This is a genomic window from Variovorax sp. Soil_C_26 (assembly GCF_057657075.1).
Genome location: NZ_JBDGJC010000004.1, coordinates 379,459 through 397,232, shown reverse-complemented (window position 1 = coordinate 397,232; position 17,774 = coordinate 379,459). Strand labels below are relative to the sequence as shown.

Here is a 17,774-nt window from a genome sequence, read left to right as displayed (position 1 = left end):
CTGCTGCTACTGCTCCTGGTAGTTCCACAGCAGTCCGCCATCGACGACGATGCTGCTGCCCGTGATGTAGCGCGCGTCGTCCGAGGCGAGGAACGCCACCGCGCCCGCCACATCGACCGGCTCGCCCATGCGCCCGAGCGGAATCTGGCCCAGCAGGCGCTGCAGCTTCGCGGGATCGTCGAGCAGCTTCGCATTGATCGGCGTGCGGATCGCACCGGGCGCCACGTTGTTCACCGTGATGCCGAGCGGCGCGAGTTCGATCGCGGCATTGCGCATCAGCATCTTCAGGCCGCCCTTGCTTGCGCAGTAGGCCGTGAAGTTGGGAAAGGGCAGCTCCTCGTGCACCGAGCTGATGTGGATCACGCGACCCGGGCGGCCTGCGGCTGCCAGGGCTTTCGCCAACGCCTGCATCAGGAAGAACGGGCCCTTGAGGTTCACGTCGAGCACCGCGTCGTAGTCTTCTTCGCTCGCCTCCAGAAAGCTCGCATGCCGCTCGATGCCGGCGTTGTTGACGAGAATGTCGACGGCCGCGAAGCGCGCGAGTGCGCGCGGCATCACTTGGCGCACGGCCGCCGTGTCGGCCATGTCGGCGGCCACCACTTCGCAGGCGCGCCCCAGCGCCTCGATCTCTCGCGCCGCTTCGCGCGCGCGGTCGTCGTCGCTGCGCACGTGCAGCACGATGTCGGCGCCTTCCTGCGCCAGCCGCAGCGCAATGGCCTTGCCGATGCCCTGTGCCGCGCCGGTGACCAGCGCGGTCCTGCCGTGCAGCCGGCCGCCGGACGGGCCGGTGTCGTTCGATGTGTCTGTCATGGCGTCTCCCAAAAAGCGGATTGGATACGTGGATGCCGAAGGCGGCAAGCTGAAAAAAAACGGCGCCCCTGCCGGGACGCCGCTTGGCCCTTGGAGAAAAAGAGCGACGCGACGAAGCGGACTCAGAAGTCCATGCCACCGCCCGGCGGCATTGCCGGCGCCTTTTCGGCGGGCTTCGGCAGCTCGGCCACCGTCGCGTCCGTCGTGAGGATGAGGCCTGCGATCGACGCAGCATTCTGCAGCGCGGTGCGCGTGACCTTCGTCGGGTCGACCACGCCGAGCGCGACCAGGTCGCCGTACTCGCCGGTCGACGCGTCGTAGCCGTGGTTGCCCTTGCCCTCGAGCACCTTGGCCACCACCACCGAGGGTTCGACGCCGGCGTTCGCGACGATCGCGCGCAGCGGCGCCTCGAGCGCGCGCAGCGCGATGCGGATGCCCGCATCCTGGTCGGCGTTGGCGCCCTTCAGCTCGGCGAGCGCAGCGCGCGCACGCAGCAGCGCCACGCCGCCGCCTGGCACGATGCCTTCCTCGACGGCCGCGCGCGTGGCATGCAGCGCATCGTCGACGCGGTCTTTCTTTTCCTTCATCTCGACCTCGGTTGCGGCGCCGACGCGGATCACGGCCACGCCGCCCGCGAGCTTGGCCACGCGCTCCTGCAGCTTCTCGCGGTCGTAGTCGCTCGTGGCCTGCTCGATCTGCGCCTGGATCGACTTCACGCGTGCGTCGATGTGCGCCTGGTCGCCCGCGCCGTCGATGATGATGGTGTTCTCCTTGTGCACCTCGACGCGCTTGGCGCGACCCAGGTCCTCGAGCGTGGCCTTGTCGAGCTGTTTGCCGGTCTCTTCCGAGATGACCGTGGCGCCCGTGAGCACCGCGATGTCCTCGAGCATCGCCTTGCGGCGGTCACCGAAGCCCGGCGCCTTCACGGCCGCGACCTTGAGCACGCCGCGCATCGAGTTGACCACCAGCGTCGCGAGCGCTTCGCCCTCGACCTCCTCGGCCACGATCAGGAGCGGCTTGCCGGCCTTGGCCGCGGCCTCGAGCACCGGCAGCAGTTCGCGGATGTTGGAGATCTTCTTGTCGTGCAGCAGCACGAGCGGATCGTCGAGGTGCGCGACCTGCTTCTCGGGGTCGTTGATGAAGTAAGGGCTGATGTAGCCGCGGTCGAACTGCATGCCCTCGACCACGTCGAGCTCGTTGTCGAGCGACTTGCCGTCCTCGACCGTGATCACGCCTTCCTTGCCGACCTTCTCCATCGCGTCGGCAATGATCTTGCCGATCGCCTCGTCGGCATTGGCCGAGAGCGCGGCCACCTGCGCGATCTCGCGGCCCGTGGAGATCGGCTTGGAGAGCTTGCGCAGTTCCTCCAACACGGCGGCCGTGGCCTTGTCGATGCCGCGCTTGAGGTCCATCGGGTTCATGCCCGAGGCCACGTGCTTCATGCCCTCCTGCACGATGGCCTGTGCGAGCACGGTGGCAGTGGTGGTGCCGTCGCCGGCCACGTCGGCCGTTTTCGAGGCCACCTGCTTCACGATCTGCGCGCCCATGTTCTCGAACTTGTCGGCGAGTTCGATCTCCTTGGCCACCGACACGCCGTCCTTGGTGATGGTCGGCGCGCCGAAGCTGCGCTCGAGCAGCACATTGCGACCCTTCGGGCCGAGCGTCACCTTCACCGCGTCGGCCAGGATGTTCACGCCCGCGACGATGCGCTGGCGGGCGTTGTCATGGAATCGGACGTCCTTGGCAGTCATGTGTTCATCACTCCTCGTGTCACAACGATAGGTTTTTCGGGATGTCAGGCGACGCGCTTGAGGCCGCCGCGGTCGCTGCTGCTGCTCTCGACGACGGCAAGGACGTCGTCCTCGCGCAGCACCAGCAGTTCCTCGTCGTCGACCTTGACCGTCTGCCCGGCGTACTTGCCGAACAGCACCTGGTCGCCGGCCTTCAGGTGCAGGGGGCGCAGCGTGCCGTCCGCGAGCAGCTTGCCCTGGCCCACCGAGAGCACCTCGCCCTGTTCGGGCTTCTCCGCCGCCGAGTCGGGAATCACGATGCCGGAAGCCGTCTTGCGCTGCTGTTCGATCCGCTTGACGATCACCCGGTCGTAGAGAGGATGAAGTTTCATGTTCAATCTCCTAAGCGATGCAGGTCATCAAAAAAGAGAACCCCGCGCCGGCGTGCGGCCGGTGCGGCAATGGGTTCGTTCCCCCGGCACCGAAGTGCCGGCGCGCGAGAGCTATGGGCGCCTTCGCGGCGCTTCAAGGCCCCGCGCGCCAAAAATTTTTGTGACGATTTTTTTCAGCGACCGCCGAGCACGATGCGGTCCGCGCGGCCGAGCCGGTAGACGGTGCGGTGCGACGCCGCGTCGGCATGCGGCGGCTGCGGCATGACCGGGCAGGGCAGCGGACGGCCGCCGCTGTCGTCGAGCGTGGCGTCGTCATCGTCTGCCACGGCAGCCCAGAGGCCGTGCTTGCGCGGACGGAACAGCCAGCGCAGGTAGCCGCGGTGCGCGGCCAGGCGCATCAGCGCCTCGCGGTCGGGCGCCTCGGCAATCACATGTGCACTGCTGCTGCTTGAATCGTTCGCGCCGTCGTCGTCGTAGTAGCCGAACGCGCGCCGGCCGTCGCTGACTTCGGTCGCGGGCGCGCCCAGCCGCCACCAAGCCGGCCGCTCGATGCGTTCGACGTCCCAGGCGCCGAGTTGCCATGCGGCCTCGAGCAGCGAGCGCTCGAGTTCGTCGAACAGGCCCGGCGGCCCCGGTGACAGGTCGACCTGCGCCATCGACTGCGGCACCGGACGCACCGGCAGTTCGACGCCTGGCAGGCGCAGCGGGGTCTGGCGGAAGAAGCCGTGCCAGTGCAGCGACAGCAATGCGGGCGCCTCTTCGCGCGCCACGGCGGTGACGGTCACCGCATAGAGCGGCAGCCCCATCGCATCGGACTGGTCGGCCACGGTTTCGAGAATGTTCATTCGAGAAAACCTCCTTGCACTTGCCATAAAAAATCTAGGGCAAGCGCGCGCTGCGCGCAAGCGGCGCACGGCCGAAAAGCGGCTCTTGAAATCCCGCGCGGCCGTCGCAAAATAGCCGCCCGGAAGCTCGGCGCGTGGCGTCGCACGCCTCCTTTCTCCGCCTTGTTTCTTGTCCATTCATTCCCTTGCGAGGAGATTGTCTTGACGATGAAGATCGCGCAGATCGCCCCTCTCTACGAAGCCGTGCCGCCGCGGCTCTACGGCGGCACCGAACGGGTCGTCGCCCACCTGGCCAATGCCCTGGTCGATCAGGGCCACGAGGTGACGCTGTTCGCCTCGGCCGACACCGAGACCCGGGCCAGGCTCGCGCCGATGCGTGCCCAGGCCCTGCGGCTCGATCCGGCCCCGCTCAAGTCCGATCTGGCCAGCCACCTGAGCATGCTGCACGAGGTGCGACGACGTGCGCACGAGTTCGACGTGCTGCATTTCCATGTCGACCTGCTGCATTTCCCGTTCTTCGAGGACATGGCGGAACGCACGCTCACCACCTTGCACGGTCGCCTCGATATCGCCGACCTGCCCGGCGCCTACATGCGCTGGAACCGCTATCCGCTGGTCTCGATCTCGAGGCACCAGCGCAAGCCGCTGCCGTTTGCGAACTGGCTCGCGACCATTCCGCACGGGCTCGACGAGACGCCCTACGCCTTCTCGCCCGAGCCCGCCGGCTACCTCGCGTTCCTCGGTCGCATCTCGCCCGAGAAGCGGCCCGACCGCGCGATCGAGATCGCGAGGCGCGCGGGCCTGCCGATCAAGATCGCGGCCAAGGTCGATGCGGCCGACGCGCGCTATTTCGAGCAGGTGATCCGCCCGCTGCTGAACCATCCGCTGATCGAGTTTGTCGGCGAGATCGGCGATGCGGACAAGGCCGCGTTCCTCGGCGGTGCGCGCGCGCTGTTGTTCCCGATCGACTGGCCCGAGCCCTTCGGCCTGGTGATGATCGAGGCGATGGCCTGCGGCACGCCGGTGATCGGCTGGCGCTGCGGCTCGGTGCCCGAGGTGATCGAGGAGCGCATCAGCGGCCGGATCGTCGAGAGCGAAGCGGAGGCCGTCGAGGCGGTGCATGCGATCGGCGGGCTCGACCGCAGGCGCGTGCGCCAGGCCTTCGAGCAACGCTTCTCGGCCCGCGCGATGGCGAGCGCCTACGTCGAGCAGTACCTGCGGCTCGTGGGCGGCGGCGTGCTGCCGCCGCAGCACCGGCTCTACAAGGAGGCCGCCTAGCGATGAATGCCGAAGTGGCTGCCACCGAACAGGCCGAAGCCGCGCCCGAGCGCGCCGTGCACCATGCCTTCGTGCTCAAGGAGGGCGACACCTACTTCGTGATGGATGCGCACGGCGATGTCGGCGGTGGTGTCGACGGCCTGTTCCACGACGACATGCGCATGCTCTCGAGCTTCGTGCTGCGGCTCGACGGCGCGAGGCCGTCGCTGCTGTCGAGCGGCGTGGGCGCCGACAATGTCTTCTTCACCGCTGATCTCACCAACCGGCCGCTGCCGGTGCTCGGATCGACCTCGATGCCGCAGGGCGTGATCCACATCGAGCGCAAGCGCTTTCTCTGGAACGCGCGGCTGTTCGAGCGCATCCGGCTCGTCAACTACGGCGACCAACCGGCCGAGGCGCCGCTCGCGTTGCAGTTCGGCGCCGACTTCCGCGACATGTTCGAGGTGCGCGGACAACAGCGCGCGCGGCGCGGCGAGTTCGGCACGCCCGAACTGCGCGCGCAGGGCGTGGCGCTGCGCTACCAGGGGCTCGACGGCGTGCTGCGCCGTGCCTGCATCGACTTCTCGCAACTGCCGCGGCGCCTCGATGCGGGCAGCGCCGAGTTCGGTGTGCCGCTCGCCGCGCATGGCCACTGGACGCTGTTCGTCGAGGTGGGCGCAGAACCCGCCACGCCGAGCGCCGAGCGCTTCAGGGAGGCCGGGGTGCTCGCCCGCTGGCGCATGCGCGCGCGCCAGCGGCGCGGCGCCCGGCTCGAGGCCTCGGGGCGCCTGTTCCAGGCTTGGCTCGACCGCTCGCGTGCCGACCTCGCGCTGCTCACGACGGACCTTCCGACCGGGCCCTATCCGTATGCGGGCATCCCGTGGTTCTCGACGCCCTTCGGCCGCGATGCGATCGTCACGGCATTGCAGACGCTGTGGATCGATCCGCGGCTCGCGCAGGGCGTGCTCGAGTTTCTCGCGGCGCGCCAGGCGCAGCAGACGTCGAGCTTTCGCGATGCCGAGCCCGGCAAGATCATGCACGAGACCCGCAAGGGCGAGATGGCCGCGGTCGATGAACTGCCGTTCGGCCAGTACTACGGCGGCGTCGACACCACGCCGCTCTTCGTGGCGCTGGCCGGCGCCTATGCGCAGCGCACCGGCGACCGCGCGACCATCGACCGCATCTGGGGTGCGCTGTGCGCCGCCTGCGAATGGATGGAGCGCAACATGGCGCGCCATCCCGACGGCCTGCTCGCCTATCAGCGCGGCGAGGCCAGCGGCCTCGTCAACCAGGGCTGGAAGGACAGCCACGATTCGATCTTCCATGCCGACGGCCGCACCCCCGAAGGCCCGATCGCGCTGGTCGAGGTGCAGGGCTATGCCTATTCGGCTTTGCTTGGCATGGCCTTCATTGCCGAGTGGCGCGACGACCCCGGCGTTGCGCGCTGGCGCGAACGTGCCGAGGCCCTGCGCGAAGCCGTCGAGCGCCGCTTCTGGCTCGACGGGCCGCAGTTCTATGCGCTCGCCATCGACGGTGCGAACCAGCCCTGCCGCGTGCGAGCCTCCAATGCAGGGCACCTGCTGTTCGCGGGGCTCCCGGCCGGCGAGCGGGCGCGCGCCGTCGGCCGCGAGTTGCTCTCGCCGGCCTTCGCGTCGGGCTGGGGCATCCGCACGCTGCCCAACGAGGCCGTGCGCTTCAATCCGATGTCGTACCACAACGGCTCGGTGTGGCCGCACGACGTGGCGCTGTGCGCGGCCGGCATGGCGCGCTACGGCGAGCGCGAGGGGGCGGTGCGCATCCTCGACAACCTGTTCGAGTCGGCCGCCCACTTCGGCATGCGGCTGCCCGAACTGTTCTGCGGCTTCGATCGCCAGCCCGGCGATCCGCCGATTGCGTACCCGGTGGCGTGCCTGCCGCAGGCCTGGGCGGCGGGGTCGGTGTTCATGCTGCTGCAGGCCTGCCTCGGACTCGAGGTCGACGGCATCCGCGGCCAGGTGAACATCGTGCAGCCGCGGCTGCCGAGCGACATCGACCACCTGCATCTGAGGCATTTGCGCGTGGGCGATGCGCGCGTGGAGCTGCATTTCCAGCGCATCGACGGGCGCGCGGTCACGGTCGCGCAGTCGTCGGCCGGCGGGCCGAAGGTGCAGGTGAACCTGCAGATCTGAGAAACTCGAACCCCGTCGGATGATGCTGCTCGCGGCGATACCTTCGCCGTTCAACGCGTCGCAACTGCGCCTGCTCTTAGTCGATCTTGATGTTCGACTCCTCGATGACCCGTTTCCATTTCGCCGCCTCCTTGTTCGCAAAGGCCGTTGCGTCTTCCGTGGTCCCGCCGGTCGGCTGAATGCTCAGTTCGGCGAGCTTGGTCTTCATCGCGCTGTCGTTCAGCGTGGTGTTCAGGCTCTTGTTCAAGCGAGCGACGACGTCCTTTGGCGTGCCGGTGGGTGCAAGGAGGATGTACCAGACAACAAGCTCAAAGTCCTTGATGCCCGATTCGGCCACGGTCGGCAAGCCGGGGAACATGGGCGAGCGCTGTAGTGTCGTCATTGCAATGCTCTTCAGCTTTCCGGACTTCACGTACGGCATGGCTTCCGGTGCGAGGATGAGCATGAAATCCACTTGCCCCGCCATCAGGTCCTGCACGGCCGGCGCGCCACCCTTGTAAGGAATGTGCGTGACGTTCACGCCCGCGGCCCGTTTGAACAGCTCAGTCGCCAGATGGTTCGGCGTGCCCGCGCCGGGGGACGCGAAGTTGCGCCCCGGATTGGCTTTGAGGTAGCCCAAGAACTCGGCCATGTTGGTGGCCGGCACAGAAGGGTTCGCCGCAATCATGGCGGGCACGTCGGCCACGCGACCCACGGCGGTCAGCTCTTTCGATGCGTCGAAGCTGAGTTTTGGGTACAGGACGGGATTGATGGCCTGCGTCGTCATGGTCGACAGCAACAGTGTGTAGCCGTCGGCCGGGGACTTGGCTGCGACGCCGGCGCCGATCGCTTCGCCTGCGCCCGGCCGGTTGTCGATGACGACGGCCTGCCCCAGGTCAGCTGCCATACGCTGGCCCAGCAGCCGGGCCAGCACGTCGGTGGTGCCACCGGGCGCATAGGGCACCACGATCTTGATCGGCTTGTTCGGAAAGTCGTCCGCCGCGGTTGCCGCGCCAGTGGTGCACGCGAAAGTCGCGAACACGAGTGCCAACGTTGTCCATGTCTTCATATTTGCCTCTGCTTATGGTTGGGGGAACTGGGTTCGAAGGCGGCGGCCACGATGATCTTGTCGATGAGCCGGTGCGTCAGCAACGCCTCGTCGCCGTTGACGGCGGGGGCCCGGCCTTCGGCGATTGAGTCAAGAAAATCCCTGTGCAGCGCCAAATGCGCCGCTGGCGAAAAATCCATGATCGAGTCGCCGCTGCCCGACTTGGCCTCGCCTTCGACGAGCTCGGTGCGCCCATCGTGGTACTGCACGCGCAGGGTTCCGCCCACCAGCGATGCTGTGGCCCGGGCAAAGATGAGTTCGAGCGACTCGGCCCGCCCCGGGTACATCGCGGTCGTGGCCATCAGCACGCCGGGTGCGCCGTTGCCCAGGGTGAGCAGCGCCGCCGCGAAATCTTCGGTTTCCATGCGGTGGATGTCGGTCGTGCGCACCTGCGAGGCGATCACGTCGCGCACACCGACCAGGCTGCGGAACAGGTCCAGTGCATGCACGGCCTGCGTCAACAGCACGCCACCGCCATCGCGTGCGACCGAGCCGCGCCCGGGCTGGTCGTAGTAGCCGGCCTGCGAGCGCCACCAGGGGATCTGCAGCACGCCTGCCTGCAGCACGCCGAGTGCCGATGACGCGATCAACTCCCGCAGCCGGATTGCGCCGGGCCGGAAGCGGTGCTGCAGCACCACGCCGAAGCACAGGTCCGTGGCTGCTGCGAGGCGGACCAGCGCTTCGGCCTTGGCCAGGCTCACGTCCAGCGGCTTCTCGACCAAGGTGTGCTTGCCCGCCGCAAGGGCCTGACCCGCGATGGTCAGGTGGGTGTGCGCGGGCGTGGAGACGATCACGAGCCGCACCTCGGGATCTTGCAGCACCTGCGCGAGGTCGTTGGTCAACCGCGTGTGGGCGGGCACCTTGCCTTCGGCCTTCGCCGGGTCGCTGTGCGAAAAGGCCCAACGCAGGTCGACGCGATCTTGCAGCTCGCGCAAGGCGGCCAGGTGCGGTTCCGAGCCCGGACCAAGGCCGATCAGGCCAACGCCGAGTCGCGTCATCGCGCACTCTCCACCTGTGCGCCGGCTCTGCCTTCGGCTTTGGCTTGCGCCTCGAGCGCCAGCCGGCTCACCGTGAAGCTGTGTGCATGTGGGATGGCGGTTTGTGTACGGCGCTCGATGTCTTCGACCAGCTTGGTGAAGAAGGTGATCGGCTCGCTCGTGCAGTCGATGTGGCGGGTGCCGGTGCGGTCGCCCAGAAAGAGATGGTCGGTCCCGGCGCGGCCCTCGATGTCCATGTACTTGCGCAGTTCGATCGAGCCTTCGGTGCCCGTGATGAAGAGCCTGCCATCGCCCCAGGCCGGCATGCCGTCGGGCGTGAACCAGTCGACGCGCACGTAGCCTCGCGCGCCGTTGTCGCGCGAAACCAGCGCGACTTCGCCAAAGTCCTCGAAGTCCGCCGTCGTCGTGCGGCCGAAGTGCGCCACGCTGGCCAAGCTGACCTCGGCGTCGCTCGATCCAGTCAGCACCAGGAACTGGTCGATCTGGTGCGACGCGATGTCGGCCAGGATGCCACCGCTGCTGGCTTTGTCGAAGAACCACGCGGGGCGGATGCCCTGGTTCAGCCGATGCGGGCCCATGCCCAGCGTGTGGATGACTCGGCCGATGGCGCCGTCTGCAATCAGCCGCTGTGCCGTCGCGACCGAGGGCACGATCATCCGCTCCGAAAAGCAGATCGCGTAGAGCCGTCCGGTGTCGCGCACGGTGGCTTCGACCTGCGCCAACTGCTCGGCGCTGACCACGCCAGGCTTGTCGGTGAGTACGTCTTTGCCATGCTTCATCGCGGTGATCGCGATCTGGGCACGCTCCGACGGCACGCCGGCGGTGACGATCAGGTCGATGGCCGGGTTCTGCAGCAGCTCATCGGCACTTTCGCATTCTTCGAGCTGAGGAAAGCGCCTGCGCACGCCGTCGAGAACGCGCGGGTCTGAGGTAGCGGACAGGTAGCCTGCGCAAGTTGCACCGGCCTGGAGCAGGCCCTCGATGAGGTGGAAGACGTGCCGGTGGTCGATGCCGATAACTGCGAACGTGATCATGCGGCGGAGTCTCGAGTCGTACGGCCGCGCTGTCCAATTCCAAATTGGATCGGAGCGATACCTTGGCGGTATCGGGGGCTGCCGGCTAAGGGTTTACCGCGCTTCGATCGGCCAAAGGCACGGCGTCGCCAGCGAACGCGCGCACGACCTCCAGCATGCGTTGCAGCACCGGAGATGCCTCCTCCTTGCGATAGAAGCAGTGCACTTCCATGTGCGCCGGCTCGCCTGCGGTTTCGAGCGGCAGGTAGGTCACGCCCGGCAGCCGCAGGTTGGTCATGGACTCCGGCACCAGTGCGAGTTGGCGACTGATGCCTGCCATCATGGTGGCCATGATGAGATCGCCGGCTTGAGCGGCAAAACGCGGTTCAAAACCCGCCGCCCGGCACAGGCGCAGTGTGATCGCCGGCGCCGAGCGCGACGATGCGGTCAGTATCGGCTGGTTGCGCAGCAGCGCCACCGGGATGGCGCTGCGCTGGGCGAACGGATGCGCGCTGCTCATGGCCACCAGCAGGCGTTCGCGCGCCACGAGTTCGACGGCCAGGTCATCGTCCATTGGCACCATGCGCTCGAAGCCGATCAGGATGCGGCGCTGGCGAATCGCGGTGACCTGCTGGTGAGTCTGTCCCTGGTGCAGCGACACCTCGACCCCGGGGTGCATGTCCGAAAAGCGGGTCAGTACTTGGGGCACGACGCCGAACATCGCCGAGCCGTGCAGCCCCACGTCGATGCGTCCTGTGGTGCCGTCGCCCGCGCGCCGTGCGCGATCGGTGGCCTGGTCGACCAGCGAGAAGATGTCGCGCGCGTCCTGCAGCAACGCTTCGCCGGCCTGCGTCAGCAACATGCCTCGCGGCGTGCGCTCGAACAGCGGCGCGCCAACCTGTTCCTCGAGTGCCTTGATCTGCCGTGTCAGCGGTGGCTGCGACATGTGCAGTCGCTCTGCCGCTCGGCCAAGGTTGCGCTCCTCGGCCGCGGCGATGAAGTAGCTGAGCTGACGTAGATCCATGATGCGCCTCGGGTCGGGTTACGTGCGCGTGTATTGTCTGCCGCCCACGAAGTCCGGAAAGCGAAACGCTTCTAGTCGACCTTGTGCAGTGCGCGGGTGCGGTACAGCATGTACAGCGCCAACGGCGCGCCCACAAGGCCGATGACCGCGTTCAGGTGGAACACGTGGCGGCTCCACGGCAGGTGCAGCACCAGGTCGGCGGCCAGGCCCAGCACGGCGCCGACGAGCCCGGCCGCGGGCAGCAGGACGCGGTGGTCCGCGCAGCGCATCAGCGTTCGCGCGAGCTGCGCCGCCACCAGGCCCAGAAAGGCGACCGGACCGCAGAAGGCCGCGACCAGACCACTGAGCCAGGCGGTGGTGATGAGCGCGCTGCGCTTGACGCGCGCGACCGGCATGCCCATGGACGCCGCGTAGCTTTCGCCGAGCAGCAGCCCGTTCAGCGGCTTGACCAGGAATGCACAGGCCCCGAGGCCGATGCCGATGCCGGGCATCAGGATGCGCAGCTGCTGCCAGGTCGCACCCGCGAAGCTCGCATCGTCCCAGGCCTTGAACGCCCGCGCCTGGGTCTCGTCGATGAAGTGCATCAGCACGCTGATCAGTCCGACGGCGAGGTAGCCGAGCATCAGGCCGATGATCAGCAGCGTGACCGTGCCCACGCGGCGCGACAGCACGGCCAGCAGGCCCAGCACGGCCGCGGAGCCGCAGACCGACGCCACGGCCAGCCCGACGTCGCCGATCAGCCCGTAGCGCAGCAGGAAGGCATTGCCGACCACGCCGGCGAAGGTGACGAGCAGCGCGCTGCCGAGCCGCGCGCCATGCACGATGCCCAGCACGAACGGGTCTGCCAGCGGATTGCGGAACAGCGTCTGCAGCAGCAGTCCGGCCACACCCAGCGCGGCGCCGGAGAACAGCGCATTGAGCGCGCGCGGCAGCCGGAAGCCCAGCACGATGTTCTGCCAGACCTGCTGCCCGTTCGAACCGGTGGTGAGCATTTCGAGGATGGCACCGACAGGGATCGCGACCGAGCCCAGCGACAGCTCGGCCACGAACAGCAGGACCAGCAGCACCGCGAGTGCGGGGAACCAGCGCCGGGCGCGCCGGCCGGGCGAGGCCGCACGCGGGGACGCGGCGGGGGAGGGTGCGAGAGAGGATGGGGTCATGGCAGGCGGCGAAGGAACTGGGCCGGGGCCGGGGCTTGGTCGTCGACGAGTTCCGGGTGCAAGGCGCCGATGGCTTCGGCGAGCTGGATGTGGGGCCGGGTCATGCCCTGGTCCTGGTACGGATAGGCCCATGCCCCCGTGTAGCCGCGGTCCCAGGCGTACACCCGCCCTGCGCCGACGGCATCGAACCAGCCGTGCAGCGCATTCGCTGCCACCAATGTCTCGCGGTCGGCCTGGCCGCCGAGCGTGCCGAGCCAGACCGGGGCATCCGCGCCCTGGGCATACACCTTCTCGAACGGCTCGTAGACCAGGCTGCTGGTTCGGGGATCGTCGCCGAGCACATACTCGCTGCCGGCATCGCGGATCAGTTGCGCGCGGTGATTGCGCCCGCCGAAGGCCTCGATCGTGTCGCGGCTGCTCGCGAACCCGGCCATCACGCGCGGACGCGAACGCGCCTGCGCGGCGACCGCCTTCCAATGCGCGTACTGCGCCGCGATCTCGGCGAAGCTCGCGTCGCCGCGCGCCTCGCGGTTCGAAAGCAGCGCCAGCAGCTTGAGCCATTCGGCGCGCCCGAGCGGATGCGGTTCGTGGTGATCCGCCTGCGGGATGGCGCGCACGCCGAGCTCCCACAGGCGCGGGTGCATATTGCCTTGCGGGTAGGCCGAGTAGAAGCTCAGGTAGACGTCGGCCTGCACGGCCATCACCGGTTCGATCGACGCGTGGCCGTAGCCCGACATCTCGTGCACCAGCCCTTGCGCGATGCGCTCGCGCACGGCGGGCACGGTGGCGCCGCGCGTGCTTTCCGAGCCGTGCAGCCGATCCACCAGGCCGAGTTCGTCGAGCGCGCCCAGCATGGCGGAGTTGCCGGTCACCAAACGCCGCACCGGCACCTCCACCACCGGCACATGCGGTCCGTGCGGCGGCGTGGGCGTGCCGCACTGCACGAGGAGAAACTCGATCACTTCGCCGGTCGCGACGCTGGGCGTGAAGCGCACGCGCTTGTAGTGCGGCGCGTACTCGACCTGCAGCTGGGTCGAATGGGTGAAGCGCGTCTTCTGCGGAAAGTAGTCGACGCCGGGGCGGTAGTCGGCGACGCAGGCCGCGTCCAGGTTCCGGGCCGGGCCGTCTTCGCCGACCTCGACCGATGGCCAGGGCGCGCGCGGTGGCGGCGCGATCTGCATGCAGGCCGACAGCAGCGCCGCGCAGCCGAACGCCGCAGACGCACGTGCAGTTCTCATGCGGATGCCTGCGTGTGCAACGTCAGCCCTTCCACCAGGGCACCCAGCGTGCGGTAGTGGCGGGGCTCGCCCTTGGCCGGCCGCAGCGTGTAGCGCTCGGCAATGGCATGCACCGCGTCCAGTGCCTGCGCGTCGATCACGAAGCCCGCGCGCTGCAACGCGCGGCGCGCCCATGCGGCCGGGATGCCGTCGCCCTCGAGCCGGATGGGCCGATCGCCGCCGCGCCCGACCACCAGTTCGCCGCGCTCCAGGTCGAAAGCCAGTCCCTCGGCCGCGAAGGTGGCGCCGAGCAGTCCGCTCAGCGCCAGGTCCTCCGGCGCCCCCGCGTGGACCTGCCGCTGCCCGTCGATGAGCCAGAGCGTATCGGCATAGCGCAGCGCCAGTTCGAGGTCGTGCGTCGACAGCAGCACGGCGATTTGTTGCCGGCGCGCCAGGTCGAGCAGCAACTGCATCGTCTCGATGCGGCGCGGCAGGTCGAGGAAGGCGGTGGCCTCGTCGAGCACCAGCAGCCGGGGCTCCTGTGCGAGCGCCCGCGCGATCATGAGCTTCTGGCGCTCGCCGTCGGACAGCTCGGACACCAGCCGATCCGCGAGCGCTACAGCGCCGGCCTGTGCCAGGGCCGCGCGCACGGCGTCATGGTCCTGCGCGCCGAGGCGGCCGCTCCAGCCCAGGTGCGGATAGCGGCCGAGGCTTGCGAGCTCGTAGCCGGTCATGAGCGTGACCTGCACCCGCTCGGTGAGGACGACGGACAGGCTGCGTGCCCGCGCGGCCGGCGAGAGCACCGCAAGCGGCGTGCCGTCGATGCAGACCTCGCCCGCGAGTGCCGGCTGCATGCCGCACAGCGTGCGGATGAGCGTGGACTTGCCTGCGCCGTTGGCACCGATGAGGCAGACCAGCCGACCCGCCGGAAGGCTAAGGTCCAGCGGGCCGAGCAAGGTCGTGCGCCCGTAGCCGGCCGCCAGGCCTCGCGCAAGCAGCGCCATCAGAGCGTCATGCCGAAGGTGGCCATGATGCTGCGCGGTGCGCCCGGGAACGTCGGCACGAAGGCGCCGCCGGAGTCGTAGTAGCGCTTGTTGCCGATGTTCTGGACCGTCAGCTGCAGCTTGTAGCGCTGCGCCGCACCGAACCGGTAGGCGAGGTTGGCGTCCCAGCGCACATAGGAAGGCAGCACGAAGGTGTTGCCGGTGTTGGCTTGGCGTGCACCGACGTAGATCGCGCCGAGTCCCGCGCTCAGGCCCGTGGCCGCACCGCGGAAGTCGTAGGTCGACCAGAAGCTGGCGCTGCGGCGCGGTGCGTTGGCCAGCAGCTTGCCGATCATGTCGGGGTCGCTGTCCTTGCTGATCTCGGCCTTGAGCTGGGTGTAGCTCGCCAGCAGCCGCCATTGCGGCGTGACGGTGAACGGCACGTCGAGCTCCCAGCCGCGGCTGCGCTGCTCGCCGACCTGGACGACGTAGTTGAAGTCGTCGGGGTCCGACACCACGCCGTTGCGGCGGCGGATGTCGAACACCGCGAGCGTCGGCTCGAGCCGGCCGTCGAGCAGGCTCAGCTTGGTGCCGATCTCGACCTGGCTGCCGCGCGAAGGCGCGGGCAGGGCGCCGTCGCGCAGCATGCCGTTGAAAGGCTCGGTCAGGTACGACTTCGACCAGCTCGCATAGAACGAAGCTGCCGCCGAAGGCGTCCAGGTCAGGCCCGCGCGCGGGGACACCGCGTCGTCGGAGCGCACGAGCGTGCCGGACACCGGCAGGTACTGCGCACGGGCCTGGGTGCGCGAGCGGTCGTAGCGCAGCCCCAGCAGCAGCCGCCACTGCGAACCGAGCTGCAGTTCGTCCTGGGCGTAGAGCCCCACGTTGCGGCTCTTGTAGTTCGACGCGTCGTAGGGCTGCAGCGGGCCCCCCACCGTGGTGCCGTGGACCGGCCGGTACAGGCTGATCGGCAGGTTCGTGGGAAAGCCGAACGGACCGAGGTTCGCGTCCGCCGTGAAATCCCATCGGTCGCGATTCGCGTCGATGCCCAGCAGCACGCGGTGCTTCAGCGCGCCGGTTTCGAAGCGCCGTGAGATCTCGGCCATCAGCGTCACGTCGGTCTGCTCGTCGATGCTGCGCTGCTTGCGGCGGTTGACCTGGGGATCGAGGCCATCTTCGCCGCTGAGCGCCTGAAAGCCATACGGATACCAGAGCGCGTCGGTCTTGGCGGACGAGGCCTGCACGCCCGTGCGCAGGTCCCAGCCGCTGTCGAAGCGGTGTTCGAGCACCACCGAGCCGAGCGCGCTTTCGTTCTTCAGGCGCGCGTCGGCCTCCGCGTAGTTGGTGTGGATCGGCACCCGCAGGAACTGCGGGCTGTTGCCGAAGCCGCGGTCGAAGGAACCATTGCGCCGGCCGAGTTCGAGTTCGGCGGTCAGGCGCGTGCGGGCGCCGAGCTGCCACTGGAAGACCGGCGACACGAAGGCCGTGCGCGCGCCCACGAAGTCGCGAAAGCTCTTGTTGTCCTGCCACGATCCCGTCAGCCGATAGCGCAACGTGTCGCTCAGCGGGCCGGTGCTGTCGAAGGTGGCGCGGTAGAAGTCGTCGCTGCCAGCGGTGAGCTCGAAGCCGGTGCGGGCCCGGTCCTGCGGTTTCTTGGTGACGAGGTTGACCACGCCGCCGGGCTCGAAGCGGCCGTACAGCGCCGAAGCCGGACCCTTGAGCACCTCGATCTGCTCGATGTTGGCGAGCTCGTCGACGGGCGCGAACACGCTGCGGCGAAACCCGTTCTTGAGGTTGGCCGTAGTCGCGAAGCCACGCAACCTGAAGCGATCGTTGCTGCCGCCCCAGCCGACCTGCGGCGTCACGCCCGGCACCGTGCGCACGGCTTCACCGAAGGTGGTGATGCCGCGGTCCTCGATCAACTCGCGCGTGACCGTCTGGATCGAGAAGGGCGTTTCCTTGACCGTGGTGTCGCTCTTGTTCGCGGTCGGCGCGACCACCGAACGGTAGGCGCGCTCGCGGGTGCCGGTGACCGTGACCGTGCCGAGCGCCGCTGGCGTGTCTTCCGTCTGCGCCTGGGCCTGGGTCATGCACAGGCACATCGTGGCAGCCAGCATGGCAATGGGCTGCGGCCTGCTTGCCTGGCCTGCAGCGCGAGATGGGGCGTCGTCGCGGAGGTGGAACGAACGGCTCATTGCTGGCCTCGCGAGAGCGCGTCGGCGATGGTCCGCGCGTTGTGCGCGAAGAGCTTCAGGTACGTGTCGGCCTCGGTGCCGGGCGACGAGAGTGCATCGGAATAGAGGCGACCGCCCAAGTGAACGCCGCCTTCGCGCGCCACGCGCTCGACGAGACGTGGATCGGAGATGTTCTCCACGAACACCGCGCGCACCTTCTCCTTGCGTATCTGGTCGATCAGCCGGGCCACGGCGGCGGCCGAGGCCTCGCTCTCGGTGCTCATGCCCCGCGGTGCGAAAAAGCGGACGTCGTACGCAGCGCCGAAATAGCCGAAGGCATCGTGTGACGTGATGGCGCGGCGCGAGTGCACCGAGATGCCGTCGAAGCGCGCGCGAATCTCGCGCCCCAGCGCATCGAGGCGCCCGATGTACTCGGCAGCGCGCCGCTCGAACTGTGGTGACTGCTCGGGCCGCGCCTGCGCCAGGGCCTGTTGCAGGTTCTCCACGTAGCGCCGCGCGTTCGCGAGGTCTTGCCAGGCGTGCGGGTCGATGCCGCGACCGAGCTTGCGCGTGGCGATGCCTTCGCTCGCCACCACGGTGGGGCCGCGGTATCCGGAGGCCCGGACCAGCCGATCGAGCCAGCCTTCGAAGCCCAGGCCGTTGACCACGACGAGATCCGCGGCTGCGATGCGGCGTGCATCGGCCGGACTGGGCCTGAACACATGGGCGTCGGCATCGGGCCCGACCAGCGCGCTGACCTCGACCGCATCGCCGCCGACCTCGCGCACCATGTCGGCCAGGATCGAGAAGCTCGCCACCACGCGCAGGGGCCGTGGCGGCTTCTGCGCCCATGCGGGAACGGTGGTGGCCAGCGCGAGCAGCGCGGCGATCGAGGATCGGCGGGAAGGATTCATGT

Annotated in this window: 15 protein-coding genes; 2 read left to right on the top strand and 13 right to left on the bottom strand. The window is 68.7% G+C overall.

What is annotated here, in order from left to right:
- Window positions 1-6 precede the first annotated feature (6 nt).
- The 4 genes from AC3A6G_RS14580 to AC3A6G_RS14565 all read right to left on the bottom strand — a co-directional run bounded on the left by AC3A6G_RS14580 (window position 7) and on the right by AC3A6G_RS14565 (window position 3,777).
- The gene (locus AC3A6G_RS14580) at window positions 7-810 is read right to left on the bottom strand and encodes an SDR family NAD(P)-dependent oxidoreductase (RefSeq protein ID WP_487860197.1); all 804 of its coding nucleotides are present in this window, start codon (window positions 808-810) and stop codon (window positions 7-9) included.
- 122 nt (window positions 811-932) lie between these two features.
- On the bottom strand, window positions 933-2,561 hold the full coding sequence (groL, locus tag AC3A6G_RS14575) for a chaperonin GroEL (protein ID WP_487860198.1): 1,629 nt from the start codon (window positions 2,559-2,561) through the stop codon (window positions 933-935).
- A gap of 44 nt (window positions 2,562-2,605) precedes the next feature.
- Window positions 2,606-2,932 carry a co-chaperone GroES gene (locus tag AC3A6G_RS14570; RefSeq protein WP_487860199.1) on the bottom strand — a complete coding sequence of 109 codons (327 nt, stop codon included), beginning with the start codon at window positions 2,930-2,932 and terminating at the stop codon, window positions 2,606-2,608.
- A 173-nt stretch (window positions 2,933-3,105) separates the two neighbouring features.
- On the bottom strand, window positions 3,106-3,777 hold the full coding sequence (locus AC3A6G_RS14565; RefSeq protein ID WP_487860200.1) for a diguanylate cyclase: 672 nt from the start codon (window positions 3,775-3,777) through the stop codon (window positions 3,106-3,108).
- A 207-nt stretch (window positions 3,778-3,984) separates the two neighbouring features.
- On the opposite strand from AC3A6G_RS14565, the gene AC3A6G_RS14560 reads away from it, so the two are divergent.
- Both AC3A6G_RS14560 and AC3A6G_RS14555 read left to right on the top strand, forming a co-directional pair.
- Window positions 3,985-5,055, top strand: coding sequence for a glycosyltransferase family 4 protein (locus AC3A6G_RS14560; RefSeq protein ID WP_487860602.1), 1,071 nt, complete (start codon window positions 3,985-3,987; stop codon window positions 5,053-5,055).
- A gap of 2 nt (window positions 5,056-5,057) precedes the next feature.
- A complete protein-coding gene (locus AC3A6G_RS14555; protein ID WP_487864942.1) occupies window positions 5,058-7,202 on the top strand; it encodes an amylo-alpha-1,6-glucosidase in 2,145 nt (714 codons plus the stop codon).
- 76 nt (window positions 7,203-7,278) lie between these two features.
- Here AC3A6G_RS14555 and AC3A6G_RS14550 read toward each other — a convergent pair whose 3' ends face one another.
- The 9 genes from AC3A6G_RS14550 to AC3A6G_RS14510 all read right to left on the bottom strand — a co-directional run bounded on the left by AC3A6G_RS14550 (window position 7,279) and on the right by AC3A6G_RS14510 (window position 17,772).
- A complete protein-coding gene (locus AC3A6G_RS14550) occupies window positions 7,279-8,250 on the bottom strand; it encodes a Bug family tripartite tricarboxylate transporter substrate binding protein (RefSeq protein WP_487860202.1) in 972 nt (323 codons plus the stop codon).
- Entirely contained in the window at window positions 8,247-9,287 is a 1,041-nt protein-coding gene (locus AC3A6G_RS14545; RefSeq protein WP_487860203.1) for a Gfo/Idh/MocA family protein, read from the bottom strand. Before AC3A6G_RS14545 ends, AC3A6G_RS14550 begins: the two co-directional genes overlap by 4 nt.
- Window positions 9,284-10,321: a Gfo/Idh/MocA family protein gene (locus AC3A6G_RS14540; protein WP_487860204.1), complete on the bottom strand. Its 1,038-nt coding sequence runs from the start codon at window positions 10,319-10,321 to the stop codon at window positions 9,284-9,286. Before AC3A6G_RS14540 ends, AC3A6G_RS14545 begins: the two co-directional genes overlap by 4 nt.
- An 85-nt stretch (window positions 10,322-10,406) precedes the next feature.
- Window positions 10,407-11,324: a LysR substrate-binding domain-containing protein gene (locus AC3A6G_RS14535; RefSeq protein ID WP_487860205.1), complete on the bottom strand. Its 918-nt coding sequence runs from the start codon at window positions 11,322-11,324 to the stop codon at window positions 10,407-10,409.
- A gap of 71 nt (window positions 11,325-11,395) precedes the next feature.
- A complete protein-coding gene (locus AC3A6G_RS14530) occupies window positions 11,396-12,484 on the bottom strand; it encodes a FecCD family ABC transporter permease (protein ID WP_487860206.1) in 1,089 nt (362 codons plus the stop codon).
- Window positions 12,481-13,722 carry an ABC transporter substrate-binding protein gene (locus tag AC3A6G_RS14525; protein ID WP_487860207.1) on the bottom strand — a complete coding sequence of 414 codons (1,242 nt, stop codon included), beginning with the start codon at window positions 13,720-13,722 and terminating at the stop codon, window positions 12,481-12,483. The genes AC3A6G_RS14530 and AC3A6G_RS14525 overlap by 4 nt, the downstream gene beginning before the upstream one ends.
- Window positions 13,719-14,705, bottom strand: coding sequence for an ABC transporter ATP-binding protein (locus tag AC3A6G_RS14520; RefSeq protein WP_487860208.1), 987 nt, complete (start codon window positions 14,703-14,705; stop codon window positions 13,719-13,721). The genes AC3A6G_RS14525 and AC3A6G_RS14520 overlap by 4 nt, the downstream gene beginning before the upstream one ends.
- Entirely contained in the window at window positions 14,705-16,801 is a 2,097-nt protein-coding gene (locus AC3A6G_RS14515; protein ID WP_487860209.1) for a TonB-dependent siderophore receptor, read from the bottom strand. The genes AC3A6G_RS14520 and AC3A6G_RS14515 overlap by 1 nt, the downstream gene beginning before the upstream one ends.
- Before the next feature lie 74 nt (window positions 16,802-16,875).
- Window positions 16,876-17,772 (bottom strand): metal ABC transporter solute-binding protein, Zn/Mn family, encoded by an 897-nt coding sequence (locus AC3A6G_RS14510; protein WP_487860210.1) that lies wholly within the window; start codon window positions 17,770-17,772, stop codon window positions 16,876-16,878.
- Window positions 17,773-17,774: the final 2 nt, after the last annotated feature.

Bases quoted from the DNA above. Each gene is read 5' to 3' on its own strand.
- AC3A6G_RS14535 (WP_487860205.1), bottom strand. From the start codon at position 11,324: ATGGATCTACGTCAGCTCAGCTACTTCATCGCCGCGGCCGAGGAGCGC.
- AC3A6G_RS14555 (WP_487864942.1), top strand. From the start codon at position 5,058: ATGAATGCCGAAGTGGCTGCCACCGAACAGGCCGAAGCCGCGCCCGAG.
- AC3A6G_RS14530 (WP_487860206.1), bottom strand. From the start codon at position 12,484: ATGACCCCATCCTCTCTCGCACCCTCCCCCGCCGCGTCCCCGCGTGCG.
- AC3A6G_RS14550 (WP_487860202.1), bottom strand. From the start codon at position 8,250: ATGAAGACATGGACAACGTTGGCACTCGTGTTCGCGACTTTCGCGTGC.
- AC3A6G_RS14565 (WP_487860200.1), bottom strand. From the start codon at position 3,777: ATGAACATTCTCGAAACCGTGGCCGACCAGTCCGATGCGATGGGGCTG.
- AC3A6G_RS14525 (WP_487860207.1), bottom strand. From the start codon at position 13,722: ATGAGAACTGCACGTGCGTCTGCGGCGTTCGGCTGCGCGGCGCTGCTG.
- AC3A6G_RS14560 (WP_487860602.1), top strand. From the start codon at position 3,985: ATGAAGATCGCGCAGATCGCCCCTCTCTACGAAGCCGTGCCGCCGCGG.
- AC3A6G_RS14570 (WP_487860199.1), bottom strand. From the start codon at position 2,932: ATGAAACTTCATCCTCTCTACGACCGGGTGATCGTCAAGCGGATCGAA.
- groL (WP_487860198.1), bottom strand. From the start codon at position 2,561: ATGACTGCCAAGGACGTCCGATTCCATGACAACGCCCGCCAGCGCATC.
- AC3A6G_RS14515 (WP_487860209.1), bottom strand. From the start codon at position 16,801: ATGCTGGCTGCCACGATGTGCCTGTGCATGACCCAGGCCCAGGCGCAG.
- AC3A6G_RS14580 (WP_487860197.1), bottom strand. From the start codon at position 810: ATGACAGACACATCGAACGACACCGGCCCGTCCGGCGGCCGGCTGCAC.
- AC3A6G_RS14520 (WP_487860208.1), bottom strand. From the start codon at position 14,705: ATGGCGCTGCTTGCGCGAGGCCTGGCGGCCGGCTACGGGCGCACGACC.
- AC3A6G_RS14510 (WP_487860210.1), bottom strand. From the start codon at position 17,772: ATGAATCCTTCCCGCCGATCCTCGATCGCCGCGCTGCTCGCGCTGGCC.
- AC3A6G_RS14540 (WP_487860204.1), bottom strand. From the start codon at position 10,321: ATGATCACGTTCGCAGTTATCGGCATCGACCACCGGCACGTCTTCCAC.
- AC3A6G_RS14545 (WP_487860203.1), bottom strand. From the start codon at position 9,287: ATGACGCGACTCGGCGTTGGCCTGATCGGCCTTGGTCCGGGCTCGGAA.